Here is a 16,446-nt window from a genome sequence, read left to right on the forward strand (position 1 = left end):
CTGCCCGCCATATTGCTCGGAATTTGCGGGGCGCTACCGCCCCGGTGAGGCTCGCGTCAGCGACGCAGGCCCAGCCGCTCGACCAGCGAGCGGTACCGCTCGACATCGATCTGCGCGACGTACTTGAGCAGCCGGCGACGGCGTCCGACCAGCAGCAGCAGCCCGCGCCGCGAGTGGTGGTCGTGCTTGTGCACCTTCAGGTGCTCGGTCAGGTCGGCGATCCGCTTGGTCAGCAGCGCGACCTGCGCCTCGGGGGAACCGGTGTCGGTGCCATGCAGGCCGTAGTTGCCCAGGATTTCTTTTTTCTGCTCGGCTGTCAGCGCCACGAAACTATCTCCATCAATCGGTCCGCGAAAGGTGAATGTTCAAGGCGCGGCCACCGCGAACCGCAGCACGCGCCGATGTCGTCCGGCAGTTTAGCAGCCATAAGGTGCCCGGCTCGAATCGTCGCGGGCCGATCAGGCGGGCGCTCACTCGGTGAGCAGCCGGCGCGCCAACTCGGTGTCCTTGCCCATCGCGACGACGAGTTCCTTGACGGAGTCGAACTTGTGCTGACCGCGGATGCGGGCGACGAAATCGAGGGCGACGTGCTGGCCGTAGAGGTCGGCGGTGGTGTCGAGGACGAACGCCTCGACGGTGCGGGTGCGCCCGGAGAAGGTCGGGTTGGTGCCGACGGACACCGCCGCCTGGTAGCGCTCACCGGGGATGACGGTGCCGGTGGCCGGTCCGTGCCCGAGCACAGTGAACCACGCGGCGTACACGCCGTCGGCCGGGATGGCCGAGTACATCGGCGGCGCCACGTTGGCGGTCGGGTAACCCAGCTCGATGCCGCGCCCGTGGCCGCGGACCACCACACCTTCGACGCGGTGCGGGCGGCCCAGCGCCTCGGTGGCCGCCACCATGTCGCCGGCGTCCACGCAGGACCGGATGTACGTCGACGAGAACGTCACGGTCTCGTTGCTGTGATGCTCGGACAACAGCGACATCGACTCGACCGAGAACCCGAACCGGTCCCCCGCCTTGCGCAGGGTGTCGACTGTGCCGGCCGCCTTCTTGCCGAAGGTGAAGTTCTCCCCCACCACGACTTCGACGACGTGCAGGTTCTCCACCAGCAGTTCGTGCACATAGCGCTCCGGGGTGAGCTTCATGAAGTCGGTGGTGAACGGCATTACCAGGAAGACGTCGATGCCCAGCTCCTCGACCAGCTCGGCGCGCCGGGTCAGCGTCGTCAGCTGGGCGGGATGGCTGCCCGGGTAGACCACCTCCATCGGATGCGGGTCGAACGTCATCAGCACCGTCGGGACGTTGCGGGCCCGCGCCGCCTTGACCGCATGCGCGATCAGCTCGGCGTGGCCGCGATGCACACCGTCGAATACACCGATGGTGAGCACACACCTGCCCCAGTCCGTGGGAATCTCGTCTTGGCCGCGCCACCGCTGCACGCCCGCAAGCCTACGGCGCCGAGTGGTCCGCCGGGAGATGCAGAGGGGCAAACCCCGCCATGGTGCCGGGGAACACGCCGGATTAGGCGTGGGTTGCCTAAACTTTCTCGTTGTGAAGGCTGACGAAGAGCGTGGCGGCATCACCGCGGTCGGCCAGGACTACCTCAAGGTCATCTGGAATGCCCAGGAGTGGTCCCCCAAAGACGCGCCGCAGAAGGTCAGCACCAAGATGCTGGCCGAGAAGATCGGGGTGTCGGCCAGCACGGCCTCAGAGTCCATCCGCAAGCTCGCCGAGCAGGGGCTGGTCGACCACGAGAAGTACGGTGCGGTGACGCTGACCGAGGCGGGCCGGCGGGCGGCGCTGGAGATGGTGCGCCGGCACCGGCTGCTGGAGACCTTCCTGGTCAACGAGCTCGGCTACGCCTGGGACGAGGTGCACGACGAGGCCGAGGTGCTCGAGCACGCGGTGTCCGATCGGCTGGTGGCCCGCATCGACGCCAAGCTGGGGTTCCCGCAGCGCGACCCGCACGGTGACCCGATCCCGGCCTCGGACGGGCAGGTGCCCACCCCGCCGGCCCGCCAGCTATGGGCGTGCGGCGACGGGGACACCGGGACGGTGGCGCGCATCTCCGACGCCGACCCCGAGATGCTGCGCTACTTCACCGACGTCGGCATCAACCTCGACTCCCGGCTGCGGGTCCTGACCCGACGCGAATTCGCCGGCATGATCTCGGTCGCGATCGACTCCGGCGACGGCGCCGAAACGACGGTCGACCTCGGCAGCCCGGCAGCCCGCGCCATCTGGGTGACCGCCTAGCGGCGATCGCAAGCGCGGCGCAGCCGGGCGCAGCGGGTCGCCGCCATCCGGCTGCGGCGATCGCAAGCGCGGCGCAGCCGGGCGCAGCGGGTCGCCGCCATCCGGCTGCGGCGATCGCAAGCGCGGCGCAGCCGGGCGCAGCGGGTCGCCGCCATCCGGCTGCGGCGATCGCAAGCGCGGCGCAGCCGGGCGCAGCGGGTCGCCGCCATCCGGCTCAGTCGGCCAGCAGGCCCTTGGCGATGTGGGTGACCTGAACCTCGTTGCTGCCCGCGTAGATCATCAGTGACTTGGCGTCGCGGGCCAGCTGCTCCACCCGGTATTCGGCCATGTATCCGTTGCCGCCGAACAGCTGTACGGCCTCCATCGCCACGTCGGTGGCCGCCTCCGACGAGTACAGCTTGATCGCCGACGCCTCGGCCAGCGTCAGCGGCTTACCGGCCTGCTGGCGCTCGATGGTGTGAAAGACCATGTTCTGCACGTTCATTCGGGCGATCTCCATCTTGGCCAGCTTGAGCTGGATCAGCTGGAATTGCCCGATGTTCTTGCCCCACAACGTCCGGCTCTTGGCGTAATCCACGCACAGCCGGTGGCATTCGTCGATGATGCCCAACGCCATCATCGCGATCCCGATCCGCTCGGCGGCGAAATTTGCGCGGGCGCTGTCGCGGCCGTCGCCGTCGGTGTGCTGTTCGCTCTCGCCGAGCAGCCGGTCCGGGCTCAGCCGCACGTTGTCGAAGAACAGCTCGCCGGTCGGCGAGGACATCATGCCCATCTTCTTGAACGGCTTGCCCTGCGTGAGGCCCGGAATGCCCGCGTCGAGCACGAAAACCAGCACCGGCCGGTTGCGCTTGTCTTGCTTGTCCGGGCTCGCCTCGCCCTCGTCGAGTTTGGCGTACACGACCAGGACGTCGGCGCAGGGCCCGTTGGTGATGAAGGTCTTCTGCCCGTTGAGGATGTAGTCCTGGCCGTCGCGCTTGACGTAGGTCTTCATGCCGCCGAATGCGTCCGAGCCCGAGTCGGGCTCGGTGATCGCCCATGCCGCAATCTTTTCCAGCGTCATCAGCTCGGGAAGCCAGCGTTCCTTCTGCGCCAGCGTCCCGCGGCTCATGATGGTCGCCGCGCCCAGGCCGAGACTCACCGACGCGGTGCTGAGCAACCCGATGCTGACCCTGGCGATTTCGGACACCAGCACCGCGATCATCGACCCCTGCGCGCCACCACCGAAACCGCCTGAATTGTCGGGCTTTTCGTCACGCTCCTCGGGAGCGGCCGCGCCGTCGAGCTTGGCCCGCTCGCGGTCCAGCATCTTCTTGACCGACTCGGCGGCCATAACGTCGAGGCCGAACTGGCTGAACAGCTTGCGCGCGATCGGATACGGCGACATTTGGCCGGTTTCGAGTTCGTCCACGTGCGGGCGAATCTCTTTGTCGACGAACTGGCGAACCGCATCCCGGACCATCAGGTCGGTGTCGGACCACTCGATCATGGCATCCTTAACGCTCGGCGCGCTGGTAGGCGGTGACGACGGCCGCGCCGCCCAGTCCGATGTTGTGTTGCAGTGCGGCGCTGACGTTGTCGACCTGACGCTTGTCGGCGGTGCCGCGCAGCTGCCAGGTCAGTTCGGCGCACTGCGCCAGGCCGGTCGCGCCCAGCGGGTGCCCTTTGGAGATCAGGCCGCCGGACGGGTTGACCACCCAGCGGCCGCCGTAGGTGGTGTCGTTGTTGTCGATCAGCTTCGGCGCCTCACCCGGACCGCACAGTCCGAGGGCCTCATACAGCAGCAGCTCGTTGGCCGAGAAGCAGTCGTGCAGCTCGATCACCTGGAAGTCCTGCGGTCCCAGCCCGGACTGGTCATAGACCTGTTGCGCGGCTTGGACATTCATGTCGTAGCCGATGAGATTCTTCGCGCTCCCGTCGAACGTCGACGCGAAGTCGGTGGTCATGGCCTGCCCGACGATCTCCACCGCCTGGCCGGCCAGACCGTGGCTGTCGACGAAGCTCTCCGAGGCCAGGATGGCCGCACCCGAGCCGTCCGAGGTGGGCGAACACTGCAGCTTGGTCAGCGGGTCGGAGATCATCCGCGCCGCCAGGATGTCGTCGAGCGTGTAGGACTCCTGGAACTGGGCGAACGGGTTGTTGACCGAGTGCTTGTGGTTCTTGTAGCCGATCTTGGCGAAATGCTCTGCGGTGCTGCCGTATTGCTTCATGTGCTCGCGTCCGGCGGCGCCGAACATCCACGGCGCGACGGGCATCGCGAACTCATCGATATCGGCCATCGCCTTGACGTGCTTGGCCATCGGCGATTCGCGGTCCTGGGCGCCGCCGCCCAGCGAACCGGGCTGCATCTTCTCGAAGCCGAGCGCGATGGCGCAGTCGACGATGCCGCCGCGGATGGCCTGCGCGGCCAGGAACAGCGCCGTCGAGCCGGTGGAGCAGTTGTTGTTGACGTTGACGACCGGAATGCCGGTCATGCCCAGCTCGTAGAGCGCCCGCTGCCCCGACGTCGAATCACCGGCGACGTAGCCGACGTAGCCCTGCTGGACCTCGCGGTAGTCGATGCCGGCGTCCGCCAGCGCGTTGGTTCCCGATTCCCGGGCCATGTCCGGATAGTCCCAGCCCTCACGGCGGCCCGGCTTCTCGAATTTCGTCATCCCGACGCCGACGACATAAACCTTGCTGGACATCGTTGTCCCCTTCCGAACCGTGGGCGGTCTAGGCATTCAGTGTGCAACGTAGCCCAACCAACCGTTCGGCCGGGGCCTTACAGCGTCGCCGGGCGGATCACCACCACCGGCTTGGTCCGCGAGCCCTCGTCGCGCAGCAGCGCCATCACCCTGCCGCCCGGGTCGCAGGCGGCGTAGATGCCGTCGATGCCCGCCGGCTCCAGCGACCGGCCGTTGCCGGTCGCCTCGGACTCCTCGGCGGACAGGTCGCGGCGCGGGAAGATCAGCAGGCAGGCCTCGTCCAGGCTGTAGCTGAGCCGCGGTCGCTCCGCCAGCTCGTCGAGCGGGTAGGCCTGATCGAGCCCGAAGCGCCCGACGCTGGTGCGCCGCAACGCCGTCAGGTGCCCGCCCACCCCGAGGGCGGCGCCGAGGTCGCGGGCCAGGGCGCGGATGTAGGTTCCCGACGAGCAGTCCACCTCAACGTCCAGGTCGACGACGTCGTGGCCGCCGGGTCCGGGCCGGACGTCGCGTACCTCGAACCGGTTAATGCGCACCGGGCGCGCCTTCAGCTCCACGGTCTGGCCCTCGCGCGCCAGCCGGTATGCGCGCTTGCCGTCGACCTTGATGGCGCTGACCGTCGACGGCACCTGGTCGATGTCGCCGCGCAGGCCGCCGACGGCGGATTCGATCGCGTCTCCGGTCAGGTGCCGCGCCGAGGCGCTGTACACGAGTTCGCCCTCGGCGTCGTCGGTGGACGTGCTCTGGCCCAGACGGATGGTGGCGGCGTAGGACTTGGCGGTCGCGGTCAGCAGGCCGAGGATCTTGGTGGCGCGCTCGACGCCGATCACCAGCACGCCGGTGGCCATCGGGTCCAGCGTCCCCGCGTGCCCGACCCTGCGGGTGGAAAAGATCCGGCGGCAACGACCGACCACGTCGTGACTGGTCATTCCGGCCGGCTTGTCGACCACGACTATCCCTGGCCCGGTGGGGCTTTGGCTCATAGCACGATCGCGGTCAGCACCAGCCCGCGCTCGACCGACCACCGGCCGCGCAGCTCGGTCAGCGGCGGCCCGGACAGCGCGTCCGGATCGATCAGGATCCGCGACACGAAACCGCCCGCCGCCGCCCCGGGGCCGTCGGCCTCGAACGCGATGTGCGCGTCCTCGAAGCCCAGCCACCGTTTGGTCAGCGGGTACCAGGCCTTGTACGTTGCCTCCTTGGCGCAGAACAAGATCCGGTCCCAATGCAGGTCCCCGGTCAGGCTGGCGGGGATCTCGCTGCGCTCGGCCGGCAGGCTGATCGCGTTGAGCACGCCGTCGGGCAGCACGTCGTGCGGTTCGGCGTCGATGCCCAGCGAGCGCACCGCGTCGGTGCGGCCCACCACCGCGCCCCGGTAGCCCGTGCAGTGGGTGAGGCTGCCCACCACGCCGTCGGGCCAGCAGGGTTCACCCTTCTCGCCCTTGAGGATCGGCACCGGCGGCAGGCCGAGTTCGCCCAGCGCGATCCGAGCGCAGTGCCGGACGGTGATGAACTCGTTGCGCCGCTTGGCCACCGAACGGGCGATCAGCGGTTCCTCTTCGGGCAGCGGCGCGAGATCGGGCGGATCGGTATACACCTCCGAGTAGGCCAGGCCGTCGGCCACCGGCAGCACCGAGGAAACCAGCATGTCCCCCGTCATCGTGATTGCCGCTGCCGCAACCGTTCCCGGAACTGCGCGGCCTGAGCCTTCATCTCGGGAGTGATCTTGAAGTGGCCGCCGAAGTCGTTGAGGTCGCCCGGCGCGTACTGCGGATCCGGCAGCACCTGGCGCAGCCAGCTGGGCGGTTTGCGGCGGCGCCACTCCCGCGGATAGCCCACCGACACTTCCTCGAAGCGCACGTCGTCGTACCAGGTGGTCCGCGGGATGTGCAGATGGCCGTAGACCGAGCACACGGCGTTGTAGCGGGTATGCCAGTCGGCCGTCTTGGTGGTTCCGCACCACATCGAGAACTCCGGGTAGAACAGCGCGTCGCAGGGGTCGCGGACCAGCGGGAAGTGATTCACCAGGACGGTCGGGTTCATCCAGTCCAGCTCTTCGAGGCGGGCACGGGTGATCTGCAGGCGCTCACGGCACCACGCCTCACGGGTGGCGTAGGGCTCCGGGGAGAGCAGGAACTCGTCGGTGGCCACCACGTTGCGCTCGCGTGCGATGGTCAGGCCTTCGGCTTTGCTCGTGGCCCCCTCGGGCAAGAAGCTGTAGTCGTAGAGCAGGAACATCGGGACGATCGTGGCCGGGCCGCCGCGCTCGGTCCACACCGGGAACGGATGCTCGGGCGTGACCACGCCCATCTCGTCGCACATGTTGACCAGGTACTCGTAGCGCGCCTTGCCGAAGATCTGCACCGGATCGCGGGTGGTGGTCCACAGCTCGTGGTTGCCCGGCACCCAGATCACCTTGGCGAAGCGCCGTCGCAGCAGGTCAAGAGCCCAACGGATCTCGTCGGTGCGTTCGGCGACGTCGCCGGCCACGATCAGCCAGTCATCCGGCGAGGACGGGTGCAGCGATTCGGTGACCGGCTTGTTGCCTAAGTGACCGGTGTGCAGGTCGGACACCGCCCACAGCGTCGGTTGCCCACCGTTGGTCGATTCTTGCCCCGCTGAATGCCCAGCCACGATTAACCACCCTAACGACCCGAACCGGGCAAGCCCCTTCCGCGGGCGTCATTCCGGCCCGCGAGCGGGTGAGTTAGAACAAGTTCAGGTTTGCCTGTGACGCCGCGCGCGCGACTTGTACACTCCCCCAAAGGACCGCTGAGGCGTCAGGGGGGGTGTCGTGTTCGCCAATGTTCGTCTGATGGGGGCGCTGGGTGCGCTGCTCACAGCGGCCATCGGCGGCACGGTGGGCTTGTTGACCGCCCCGGCCGCGCCGGGCGGCGGCGACCGATCCGTCGAGCTGAGGTCGACCGCCCAGCCGATGGAAACCACCATGAAGAGTCCGATCGTGGCGACCACCGATCCGCGCCCCTTCGACGCGTGCGAGGACATCCCGTTCGACGTCATCCAGGGCCTCGGGCTGGGCTTCTCACCACCGGAACACGAAGACGGGCTGCGCTGCCACTTCGACGCCGGGAACTATCAGGTGGCCGTCGAGCCGATCGTCTGGCGCAGCTACGAGCAGTCGCTGCCCGCCGACGCCGTCGAGACGACGATCGCGGGTCACCGCGCCGCGCAGTACTGGGTGCTCAAGCCGACGTACCACAACAGCTACTGGTTCTACTCCTGCATGGTCGTGTTCAAGACCAGCTACGGCGTGCTGCAGCAGGCCCTGTACTACTCGACCGTCTACTCCAACCCCGAGGTCGATTGCATGCAGACCAATCTCCAGCGCGCCAACGACCTCGCGCCGTATTACAAGTTCTGATTTCTCAGCGGGGTTGAGTCGCCGCCGGTTGACCGGGTCTTAATGTGAGGACCGTGAGTACGACCGCGATCCAATCCGCGCAGCCGGCGCTGCACACCCTGCGACACCTGGGCGGCAAGGCCGCAGGCCGCCTACTCGGCCTGCCGCCGACGACTACCGACTACACGGTGGAGCGTGTCGCTGTGCCGATGCGTGACGGGGTACAGCTGGTGGCCGACCACTACGCGCCGTCCGCCGCGTCGGCCCGGGGCACCTTGCTGGTCCGTGGGCCCTATGGGCGCGGATTCCCGTTCACACTGATCTTCAGCGCGCTGTACGCGTCGCGCGGCTACCACGTGGTGCTGCAGAGCGTGCGCGGAACGTTCGGATCGGGCGGGGTGTTCGAGCCGATGGCCAACGAGGTCGACGACGGCGCCGACACCGTCGCCTGGTTGCGCGAGCAGCCATGGTTCACCGGCCGCTTCGCCACCATCGGCATGTCGTACCTGGGGTTCACCCAGTGGGCGCTGCTGCAGGATCCCCCACCGGAACTGGCCACCGCCGTCATCATGGTGGGCCCGCACGATTTCAACGAATCGACTTGGGGCACCGGCACATTCGCGGTCAACGACTTTCTCGGCTGGAGCGACATGGTGGCGCACCAAGAGGACCCGCTGCGCGTTCGCGCCGCGCTGCGCCAGCTGCAGACCCGCCGTAGGGTGGCGCGGGCGGCGGCCGCGGTGCCGCTGGGCGACGCCGCACGGAGCCTGCTCGGCACGGGCGCCCCCTGGTTCGAATCCTGGGTCGAGCACAGCGATCCCAACGATCCGTTCTGGAATGCGTTGCGGTGCAACGACGCGCTGGACCGCGTGCAGGTGCCGGTGTTGTTGGTGGGCGGGTGGCAAGACATCTTCATCAGGCAGACGCTGCAGCAGTACGCGCACCTGCGCGGCCGCGGCGTCGACGTCGCGCTCACCGTCGGCCCCTGGACGCACACCCAGCTGCTCACCAGCGGGTTCTCCACCTGCGCCCGGGAGGCACTGGATTGGCTGGGCACCCATCTGGGCGATGCGACCACGTCGCGCCGGACCAGCCGGGTCCGGATCTACGTCACCGGCGGCGGCGCGGGCGGGGGCTGGCGCAGCCTGCCCGACTGGCCGCCGGCCACCGCCGAACGCGCCCTGTACCTGCGGCCCGGCGGCTACCTGGGCGAGACCGCGCCGGCCCTGAAAGGGTTGGCCCCGGCCACCTTTCGTCACGATCCGGCCAATCCGACGCCCACGACCGGCGGCCCGTTGCTGTCCGCCAACGGCGGCTACCGCGACGACAGCCGGTTGGCGTCGCGCGATGACGTGCTGGCGTTCACCAGTGCGACCCTCACCGAGGACGCGTACGTCTACGGCAGCCCGGTCGTCGAGCTCGCCCACGGCGCAAACAGCCCGCACGCCGACCTCTTCGTGCGGGTGAGCGAGGTCGACGCCAAAGGCCGGTCGCGCAACGTCAGCGAGGCGTACCGGCGGCTGCAAGCAGCGGCGAAACCCAAATCGGAGAAGATTGTTCGCCTCGACCTCGACGGCATGGCCCACCGCTTCCGGGCCGGCTCACGCATCCGGGTGCTGGTCGCCGGCAGCTGGTCCCCGCGCTACGCGCACAACCTCGGCTCCGGCGAACCGGTGCTGACCGGCCGGCAGCCGACACCGGTCACCCACACCGTGCGCTACGGACGCTCCCGGCTGCTGTTGCCGGTCGGGCCGGCCGAGCTGTCAGCCAACGGCGGCGCGGACCCGGGCGGCGACCGCGGCTAGCGCCTCGTCGTCGTGCACCGGCGCCGCAAACGGCGCCTGCACGGGCAGCTCCACCCAGCTCTTGCAGCCGCCATACTCTGCAGTCCGGTCCAGGCGCACCGGCTCGACCAGCGGGATCACCGACACCACCAGCACAGCCAGCTTGTGTTTGGGACGAAAGTCGAGCCGGTCGGCGCGCACCGACTCCGGCGTCCAGATGTGCAGGTCCTCGATGGCCGAAAGGCCGTCCGGGCGCTCGACCGGCACCGCCGCAACGACTTTCGCGGCGGCCCGAATCACCAGCTCGTCGTCGGTGCTGTCGGCGGCCGCGGGTGCCAGCAGGTCTCGATGCTCAAGGCGCACCCGCTCGGCATGGCTGTGCGCGACCGTCGGGAACAACAGGAATTCGCGGGCGGCCAGTTCGAATCGCTTCTCCCCGATGCCGCCCTTGCGCAGCAGCACCCGCTGGCGGCCTGCCAGCAGGGCGTGCACCGCCGCGCTCCACTCCTTGAGCGCGGGCATCGTTGTGGTGACGGTCATTGCGCGCCCGCCATCCGCGCGATCACCTCGGGCCGCCGCAGCGGCGGGACCGTCTTGGGTGGCTTGCGCCGCGGCGACAGCTGGCCCAGCAACCGCGTCGTCGTCTCGGTGACCTCGGCAACCGCCGCGTCGAACGCGTCGACATTGGCCGCCGAGGGGTGGGTGATGCCGCTGACCTTGCGCACGTACTGCCGGGCGGCCGCGGCGATCTCCTCGGCGGTGGCCGCGGGCTGCAGGCCGCGCAGTTCGGTGATGTTTCGGCACATCTTTCCCACGATAAGCGCTGCTCGGCGCCGCCGCTTCCGACGGATCGGCCGGCGGCAAGGCGGCCAACCGGCCGCGCCGGGCGACTGGCTACGGTGAACGCATGAGCGACGAGATCCTGCTGATCGACACCGACGAGCGCGTGCGCACCCTGACCCTCAACCGACCCCAGTCGCGCAACGCGCTGTCGTCGGCGCTGCGGGACCGCTTCTTCGGCGCGCTGGCCGACGCCGAAACCGACGACGACGTCGACGTCGTCATCGTCACGGGCGCCGACCCGGTGTTCTGCGCGGGGCTGGACCTCAAGGAGCTGGGCGGCTCGACGGCGCTGCCGGACATCTCGCCGCGGTGGCCGGCGCTGACCAAGCCGGTGATCGGCGCGATCAACGGCGCCGCGGTGACCGGCGGGCTGGAGCTGGCGCTGTACTGCGACATCCTGATCGCCTCGGAGAACGCCCGGTTCGCCGACACGCACGCCCGGGTGGGGCTGCTGCCCACCTGGGGCCTGAGCGTGCGGTTGCCGCAGAAGGTGGGGGTAGGGCTGGCCCGGCGGATGAGCATGACCGGGGATTACCTGTCCGCCGCCGACGCGCTGCGCGCCGGCCTGGTGACCGAGGTGGTGGCGCACGACGAGCTGCTGGGCGCCGCACGGGCGGTGGCGGCCTCGATCGTCGGGAACAACCAGGACGCGGTCCGGGCGCTGCTGGCGTCCTATCACCGCATCGACGACGCGCAGACCAGCGCGGGGCTGTGGCAGGAGGCCACGGCGGCCCGGCAGTTCCGGACCAGCGGCGACGACATCGCCGCCAACCGGGAGGCCGTGCTGCAACGCGGCCGCTCGCAAGTGCGCTGACGTCGCGATCTGCGCCGGTCCGTTCCCCCCGATCCGGCCCACCCCATACGATCAGCAGATGAACGCGGCCGCCGGAGTCATCGTGCGGATGCTCGGCGGCCTGACGCTGGCGGCCACGTCGACGATCGCGGTGTCCGCGCCGCACGCGGGCGCGCTGCCGCCGCCGGGGTTTCCGAACCTGGACGCCTTCACCGCCGTCCCGGCCGACGGCTACCAGGGCGCGGGCCCGCCGGGTAGCCCGCCGCGGGTCGGTTTTTCCGCCGGTTCCACCCTGGTCTGCGACTTCTACGGCGGGCCGCCCCCCGTGCCGCAACCGTCGCAGGACATCAAATGCAAGGGCGACATGCTCGGGATGGACGACGTGCCCTTCCCCGGCGGCCGACCGCGGCCCGGCGACTGCGTGGTGGGTTCGGTGGACTTCAAGGGCCCGGGGTATCAGTTGAGCCGGATGTCCTACGGCGGCTGCGACGGCAACGCGCCCCAGCTGCCGGCCGGCGGCAAAGCGCTGGGATCGGGTCAGAAGCTGACCTATCTCAACGTCACCTGCGCGGTGGGAGCCGACAACCTGGTCGCCTGCCTGGACACCACCAGCGGCGAACACGGATTCGTGTTGCAGCGCTCGGGAAGCTGGGCGTTCTAGCCGGGTGTTCTAGTCCAGGGCGGTGCGCAGCGACGCCACGACGTCGTCGATCGTTCCGGTGGTCGAGTAGCCGGCCGCCAGCCGGTGGCCACCGCCGCCAAACCCGGACGCGACTGACGCCAGATCCACCGCGGCCTTGGCCCGCATCGACACGGACCACTGCTGCGGCGCGATCTCCTTGAACACCGCGGCCACCTCGGCCTGCTGCGTGGTGCGCACGATGTCGACGATGCTCTCGACTTCCTCCGGCCGTGAACTGGTCCAATCCAGGTTGTCGACAACGGCATACACCAGTCCCCGACCGCCAGCGGCGTCCGGCAGCAGCCGGGCCGAGGCCAACACCCGCGACAGCAGCGGCAGCCATCCGAACGGGTGGCTGTCCAGCAGGGTCCGGCTGATCGCGGCGTTGTCCACGCCGCCGTCGACCAGCCGGGCCGCCAGTCGCAGGGCCCGCGCGCTGGCCCAGCGGAACGACCCCGTGTCGGTCGTCAGGCCCGCGTAGATGCAGTGCGCGACGTCGGACTCGATGGGCTTGTCCCACGCGTCGAGGATGTCGGCGATCATCATCGTGGTCGAATCGGCCTGCACGTCAACGAAATTGGCGGTGCCGAATACGTCGTTGGAGGCGTGGTGGTCGATGACAAGCACCTCGTCGGCCGCAACGGCCAGATCGCTCAACGCGCCAAGCCGCTTGACGCTCGGAACGTCAACGGTGACAACCAAATCGACGTCGCGGCGCATCGCATCCGGGCTGACCAGCAGCCGACAGCCGGGCAGCGACGCCAGCGACTCGGGCAGCCGCGCCGGCTCGGCGAAACTGACCTCGACCCGCTTGCCGCACTTGTCCAGCACCAGCCCCAGCGCCAGCCCGGCGCCGATGGTGTCGGCGTCGGGGTGCACGTGCGCGATCACCGCAACGGTGTCGGCGTCCGACAGCAAATCGACCGCACCCACGGCGTCGACGCGTGCCCCCACCCTGGGGCTGTCCAGGTCAGTATTCGTGTTGGTCGTCGTCACCGACGCTCCCGTCGAGGCCGGGCTCCGCGCCCGATCCGCTATCCCGGTATGGATCGGCCTCCCCAGCCGGCTTGGCGCCCGAACGAACCCGCGCCAGATCAGCGTCCGCGGCGCGCGCCCGCGCCAGCAACTCGTCCATCCGCTGCACGTTGTCCAACGTGGTGTCGCGGGTGAACGTCAGCGTGGGCGTGAAACGCACGCCGGTGCCGGCCCCGACCATGGTGCGCAGCGCGCCCTTGGCCCGTTCCAGGGCGGCCGCGGCGGCCCCGTAATCCGGCTCGTCGTCCAGCGTGCGTCCCATCACCGTGTAGAACACCGTCGCATCGTGCAGGTCGGCGGTCACCTTCGCGTCGACGATGGTAACCCCCTCCAGCCCGGGATCCTTGATCTCGAACTCGATCGCCGAGGCGACGATGGTGTTGATCCGCTTGGCCAAACGGCGCGCCCGGGCCGGGTCAGGCATTTCGATTCACCGCCTCCTCCTCATCACTTCGTTCTGCATCGTCGGCGGTGGTCGGATTCACCGCCTTCTCCTCATCACTTCGTTTTGCATCGTCGGCGGTGGTCAGGTCCGTTCCTTCTGCACCAACTCGTAGGACTCGATGATGTCGCCTTCTTTGAGGTCGGAGTACCCCAGCGTCATGCCGCACTCGAAGCCCTCGCGGACCTCGGTCACGTCGTCCTTCTCGCGTCGCAGCGAGGTGATCGCGAGGTTGTCGGTGACCACGATGTTGTCCCGCAGCAACCGCGCCTTGGCGTTGCGGCGCACAGTGCCGCTGCTGATCATGCAGCCGGCGATGATGCCGACCTTGGAGGACCGGAAGATCGCCCGGATCTCGGCGCGACCCAGCTGGTTCTCCTCGTAGATCGGCTTGAGCATGCCGCGCAGGGCCTTCTCGATCTCGTCGATCGCCTGGTAGATCACCGAGTAGTAGCGGATCTCCACACCCTCGCGGTTGGCCAGCTCGGTGGCCTTGCCCTCGGCGCGCACGTTGAAGCCGATGATCACCGCATCCGAGGCCGATGCCAGGTTGACGTTGGTCTCGGTGATGCCACCCACACCGCGGTCGATGACGCGCAGCGCGACCTCGTCGTCGATCTGGATGCCCATCAGGGCCTCTTCGAGCGCCTCGACCGTACCGGCGTTGTCGCCCTTGAGGATCAGGTTCAGCTGGCTGGTTTCCTTCAGCGCCGAGTCCAGGTCCTCCAGGCTGATCCGCTTGCGGGAACGCGCCGCCAGCGCGTTGCGCTTGCGCGCGCTGCGCTTGTCGGCGATCTGGCGGGCGATGCGGTCCTCGTCGACGACCAGCAGGTTGTCGCCGGCACCGGGCACCGAGGTGAAACCGATGACCTGCACCGGCCGCGACGGCAGCGCCTCTTCGACGTCCTCGCCGTGCTCGTCGACCATGCGGCGGACGCGGCCATAGGCGTCGCCGGCCACTACCGAGTCGCCGACGCGCAGCGTGCCGCGCTGCACCAGGACCGTTGCGACCGGCCCGCGACCGCGGTCCAGGTGCGCCTCGATCGCCACACCCTGGGCCTCCATGTCGGGGTTGGCCCGCAGGTCCAGGGCCGCGTCGGCGGTCAGCAGCACCGCCTCGAGCAGCTGCTCGATGTTGGTGCCCTGCTTGGCGGAGATGTCGACGAACATGGTGTCGCCACCGAAATCCTCTGCCACCAAACCGTATTCGGTGAGCTGGCCGCGGATCTTGGCCGGGTCGGCACCCTCGACGTCAATCTTGTTGACTGCCACCACAATCGGCACGTCGGCCGCCTGCGCGTGGTTGATGGCCTCCACCGTCTGCGGCATGACACCGTCGTCGGCGGCGACCACCAGGATCGCGATGTCGGTGGCCTTCGCACCGCGGGCACGCATGGCGGTGAACGCCTCGTGACCCGGGGTGTCGATGAAGGTGATCGGCCGTTCTTGTCCGTCGTGTTCGACGGTCACCTGGTAGGCACCGATGTGCTGGGTGATGCCGCCCGCCTCGGCCTCGCGGACGCTGGCGTTCCGGATGGTGTCCAGCAGTCGGGTCTTACCGTGGTCGACGTGACCCATCACGGTCACCACCGGCGGCCGGGTCTGCAGGTCTTCCTCGCCGCCCTCGTCCTCGCCGTAGCTCAGGTCGAAGGACTCCAGCAGCTCGCGGTCCTCGTCCTCTGGGCTGACGACCTGGACGACGTAGTTCATCTCGCTGCCCAGCAGCTCGAGCGTCTCGTCGCCGACCGACTGGGTGGCGGTGACCATCTCGCCGAGGTTGAACAGCGCCTGCACCAGCGAGGCCGGGTTGGCGTTGATCTTGTCGGCGAAGTCGCTCAGCGACGCGCCGCGGGCCAGCCGGATCGTCTCGCCGTTGCCGTGCGGCAACCGCACGCCGCCGACGACGGGCGCCTGCATGTTCTCGTATTCGGCGCGCTTCGCCCGCTTCGACTTGCGGCCGCGTCGCGGCGCACCGCCGGGACGGCCGAACGCGCCGGCCGCACCGCCGCGCTGGCCGGGACGGCCACCGCCACCGCCACCGGGACGGCCACGGAAACCGCCGCCGCCACCTCCGGGCGGGGCGCCAACTCCACCGCCACCGCCGCCGCGGTAGTTGCCGCCGCCTCCGTCACGGCCGCCGGGACCGCCGGGACGGCCGCCGCCGGGACGCGGGGCGCCGGGCCGGGCCGGGCGACCGGGCCCACCGGCACCGGCGGGCCGGGGCGGCATGTTGCCCGGCGAGGCGCCGCCGGGACGCGGGGCGCCCGGGCGGGGCGCTCCGGGACGCGGCGCCTGCGGACGCGGGATCGGCCGGTCGACGGGCTGCGCCGACGAGAACGGGTTGTTGCCGACGCGCGGCGCGCGCGGCTTGGGCATCGGGCCTGGACGCGGGCCCGGTGTCATACCGGGGCGCGGCGCCTGGCCGGGCGGCTGCCCGGTTGCGGGCGGTTTCGGCTCGCCGGGGGACGGCGCGGACGGCCGGTCGGGCGCCGGGCCGGGTCGTGCCGGGGCCGCGGTGGGCGCCCCGGCGGGGGATGGTGAACGTCTACGGTCCGACCGAGACGAC

The 16,446-nt window shown here is 69.5% G+C and carries 16 protein-coding genes and 2 pseudogenes; 5 read left to right on the forward strand and 13 right to left on the reverse strand.

Going from position 1 to position 16,446, the window contains the following annotated elements; genetic code table 11:
• Positions 1-56: 56 nt before the first annotated feature.
• Together rpsO and B8W69_RS26815 are read right to left on the reverse strand one after the other, a co-directional pair.
• Positions 57-326 (reverse strand): 30S ribosomal protein S15, encoded by a 270-nt coding sequence (gene rpsO / locus B8W69_RS26810; RefSeq protein ID WP_007775081.1) that lies wholly within the window; start codon positions 324-326, stop codon positions 57-59.
• A gap of 144 nt (positions 327-470) precedes the next feature.
• A complete protein-coding gene (locus B8W69_RS26815; RefSeq protein ID WP_085292717.1) occupies positions 471-1,442 on the reverse strand; it encodes a bifunctional riboflavin kinase/FAD synthetase in 972 nt (323 codons plus the stop codon).
• A gap of 112 nt (positions 1,443-1,554) precedes the next feature.
• On the opposite strand from B8W69_RS26815, the gene mntR reads away from it, so the two are divergent.
• Positions 1,555-2,259 (forward strand): manganese-binding transcriptional regulator MntR, encoded by a 705-nt coding sequence (gene mntR, locus B8W69_RS26820; protein WP_085292718.1) that lies wholly within the window; start codon positions 1,555-1,557, stop codon positions 2,257-2,259.
• On the opposite strand, the pseudogene B8W69_RS32365 reads toward mntR, so the two are convergent.
• The 6 genes and pseudogenes from B8W69_RS32365 to pptH form a co-directional block, all read right to left on the reverse strand.
• Positions 2,224-2,433 (reverse strand): annotated as a pseudogene (locus B8W69_RS32365) (gamma-glutamyl-gamma-aminobutyrate hydrolase family protein); the annotation flags it as partial. The gene mntR and the pseudogene B8W69_RS32365 overlap by 36 nt on opposite strands.
• Before the next feature lie 40 nt (positions 2,434-2,473).
• Complete coding sequence (locus tag B8W69_RS26825; RefSeq protein WP_085292719.1) at positions 2,474-3,745, reverse strand: acyl-CoA dehydrogenase family protein; 1,272 nt, start codon at positions 3,743-3,745, stop codon at positions 2,474-2,476.
• A gap of 7 nt (positions 3,746-3,752) precedes the next feature.
• Entirely contained in the window at positions 3,753-4,943 is a 1,191-nt protein-coding gene (locus tag B8W69_RS26830) for a lipid-transfer protein (RefSeq protein ID WP_085292720.1), read from the reverse strand.
• A 77-nt stretch (positions 4,944-5,020) separates the two neighbouring features.
• Positions 5,021-5,923: a tRNA pseudouridine(55) synthase TruB gene (gene truB / locus B8W69_RS26835; RefSeq protein ID WP_085292721.1), complete on the reverse strand. Its 903-nt coding sequence runs from the start codon at positions 5,921-5,923 to the stop codon at positions 5,021-5,023.
• Positions 5,920-6,600 carry a 4'-phosphopantetheinyl transferase PptT gene (gene pptT / locus B8W69_RS26840; protein WP_085292722.1) on the reverse strand — a complete coding sequence of 227 codons (681 nt, stop codon included), beginning with the start codon at positions 6,598-6,600 and terminating at the stop codon, positions 5,920-5,922. Before pptT ends, truB begins: the two co-directional genes overlap by 4 nt.
• Positions 6,597-7,574 carry an ACP phosphodiesterase PptH gene (gene pptH, locus B8W69_RS26845; RefSeq protein ID WP_085292723.1) on the reverse strand — a complete coding sequence of 326 codons (978 nt, stop codon included), beginning with the start codon at positions 7,572-7,574 and terminating at the stop codon, positions 6,597-6,599. Before pptH ends, pptT begins: the two co-directional genes overlap by 4 nt.
• Positions 7,575-7,734: 160 nt before the next feature.
• On the opposite strand from pptH, the gene B8W69_RS26850 reads away from it, so the two are divergent.
• Positions 7,735-8,322, forward strand: a complete 588-nt coding sequence (locus tag B8W69_RS26850; RefSeq protein ID WP_085292724.1) for a DUF3558 domain-containing protein — start codon at positions 7,735-7,737, stop codon at positions 8,320-8,322.
• Between the two features lie 53 nt (positions 8,323-8,375).
• Complete coding sequence (locus B8W69_RS26855; RefSeq protein ID WP_085292725.1) at positions 8,376-10,106, forward strand: CocE/NonD family hydrolase; 1,731 nt, start codon at positions 8,376-8,378, stop codon at positions 10,104-10,106.
• Here B8W69_RS26855 and B8W69_RS26860 read toward each other — a convergent pair.
• Together B8W69_RS26860 and B8W69_RS26865 are read right to left on the reverse strand one after the other, a co-directional pair.
• Positions 10,065-10,625: a DUF1802 family protein gene (locus tag B8W69_RS26860; protein WP_085292726.1), complete on the reverse strand. Its 561-nt coding sequence runs from the start codon at positions 10,623-10,625 to the stop codon at positions 10,065-10,067. The two genes, B8W69_RS26855 and B8W69_RS26860, sit on opposite strands and share 42 nt — an antisense overlap.
• Positions 10,622-10,891 (reverse strand): DUF2277 domain-containing protein, encoded by a 270-nt coding sequence (locus tag B8W69_RS26865; RefSeq protein WP_085292727.1) that lies wholly within the window; start codon positions 10,889-10,891, stop codon positions 10,622-10,624. Before B8W69_RS26865 ends, B8W69_RS26860 begins: the two co-directional genes overlap by 4 nt.
• A gap of 101 nt (positions 10,892-10,992) precedes the next feature.
• On the opposite strand from B8W69_RS26865, the gene B8W69_RS26870 reads away from it, so the two are divergent.
• A complete protein-coding gene (locus B8W69_RS26870) occupies positions 10,993-11,742 on the forward strand; it encodes an enoyl-CoA hydratase (RefSeq protein WP_085292728.1) in 750 nt (249 codons plus the stop codon).
• Between the two features lie 58 nt (positions 11,743-11,800).
• Positions 11,801-12,382, forward strand: coding sequence for a hypothetical protein (locus B8W69_RS26875; RefSeq protein WP_085292729.1), 582 nt, complete (start codon positions 11,801-11,803; stop codon positions 12,380-12,382).
• Positions 12,383-12,391: 9 nt separating this feature from the next.
• Here B8W69_RS26875 and B8W69_RS26880 read toward each other — a convergent pair whose 3' ends face one another.
• From B8W69_RS26880 to infB, 3 genes and pseudogenes are all read right to left on the reverse strand, one after another.
• The gene (locus B8W69_RS26880; protein WP_439330646.1) at positions 12,392-13,372 is read right to left on the reverse strand and encodes a DHH family phosphoesterase; all 981 of its coding nucleotides are present in this window, start codon (positions 13,370-13,372) and stop codon (positions 12,392-12,394) included.
• Positions 13,361-13,862: pseudogene (gene rbfA / locus B8W69_RS26885) on the reverse strand (30S ribosome-binding factor RbfA); the annotation flags it as partial. The pseudogene rbfA and the gene B8W69_RS26880, both read right to left, overlap by 12 nt.
• 102 nt (positions 13,863-13,964) lie before the next feature.
• Positions 13,965-16,446 (reverse strand): translation initiation factor IF-2 (gene infB / locus B8W69_RS26890; protein ID WP_085292736.1); only part of this gene is annotated, 2,482 nt, incomplete at its 5' end.

It is taken from the genome of Mycolicibacterium vulneris, assembly GCF_002104765.1.
GTDB lineage: Bacteria > Actinomycetota > Actinomycetes > Mycobacteriales > Mycobacteriaceae > Mycobacterium > Mycobacterium vulneris.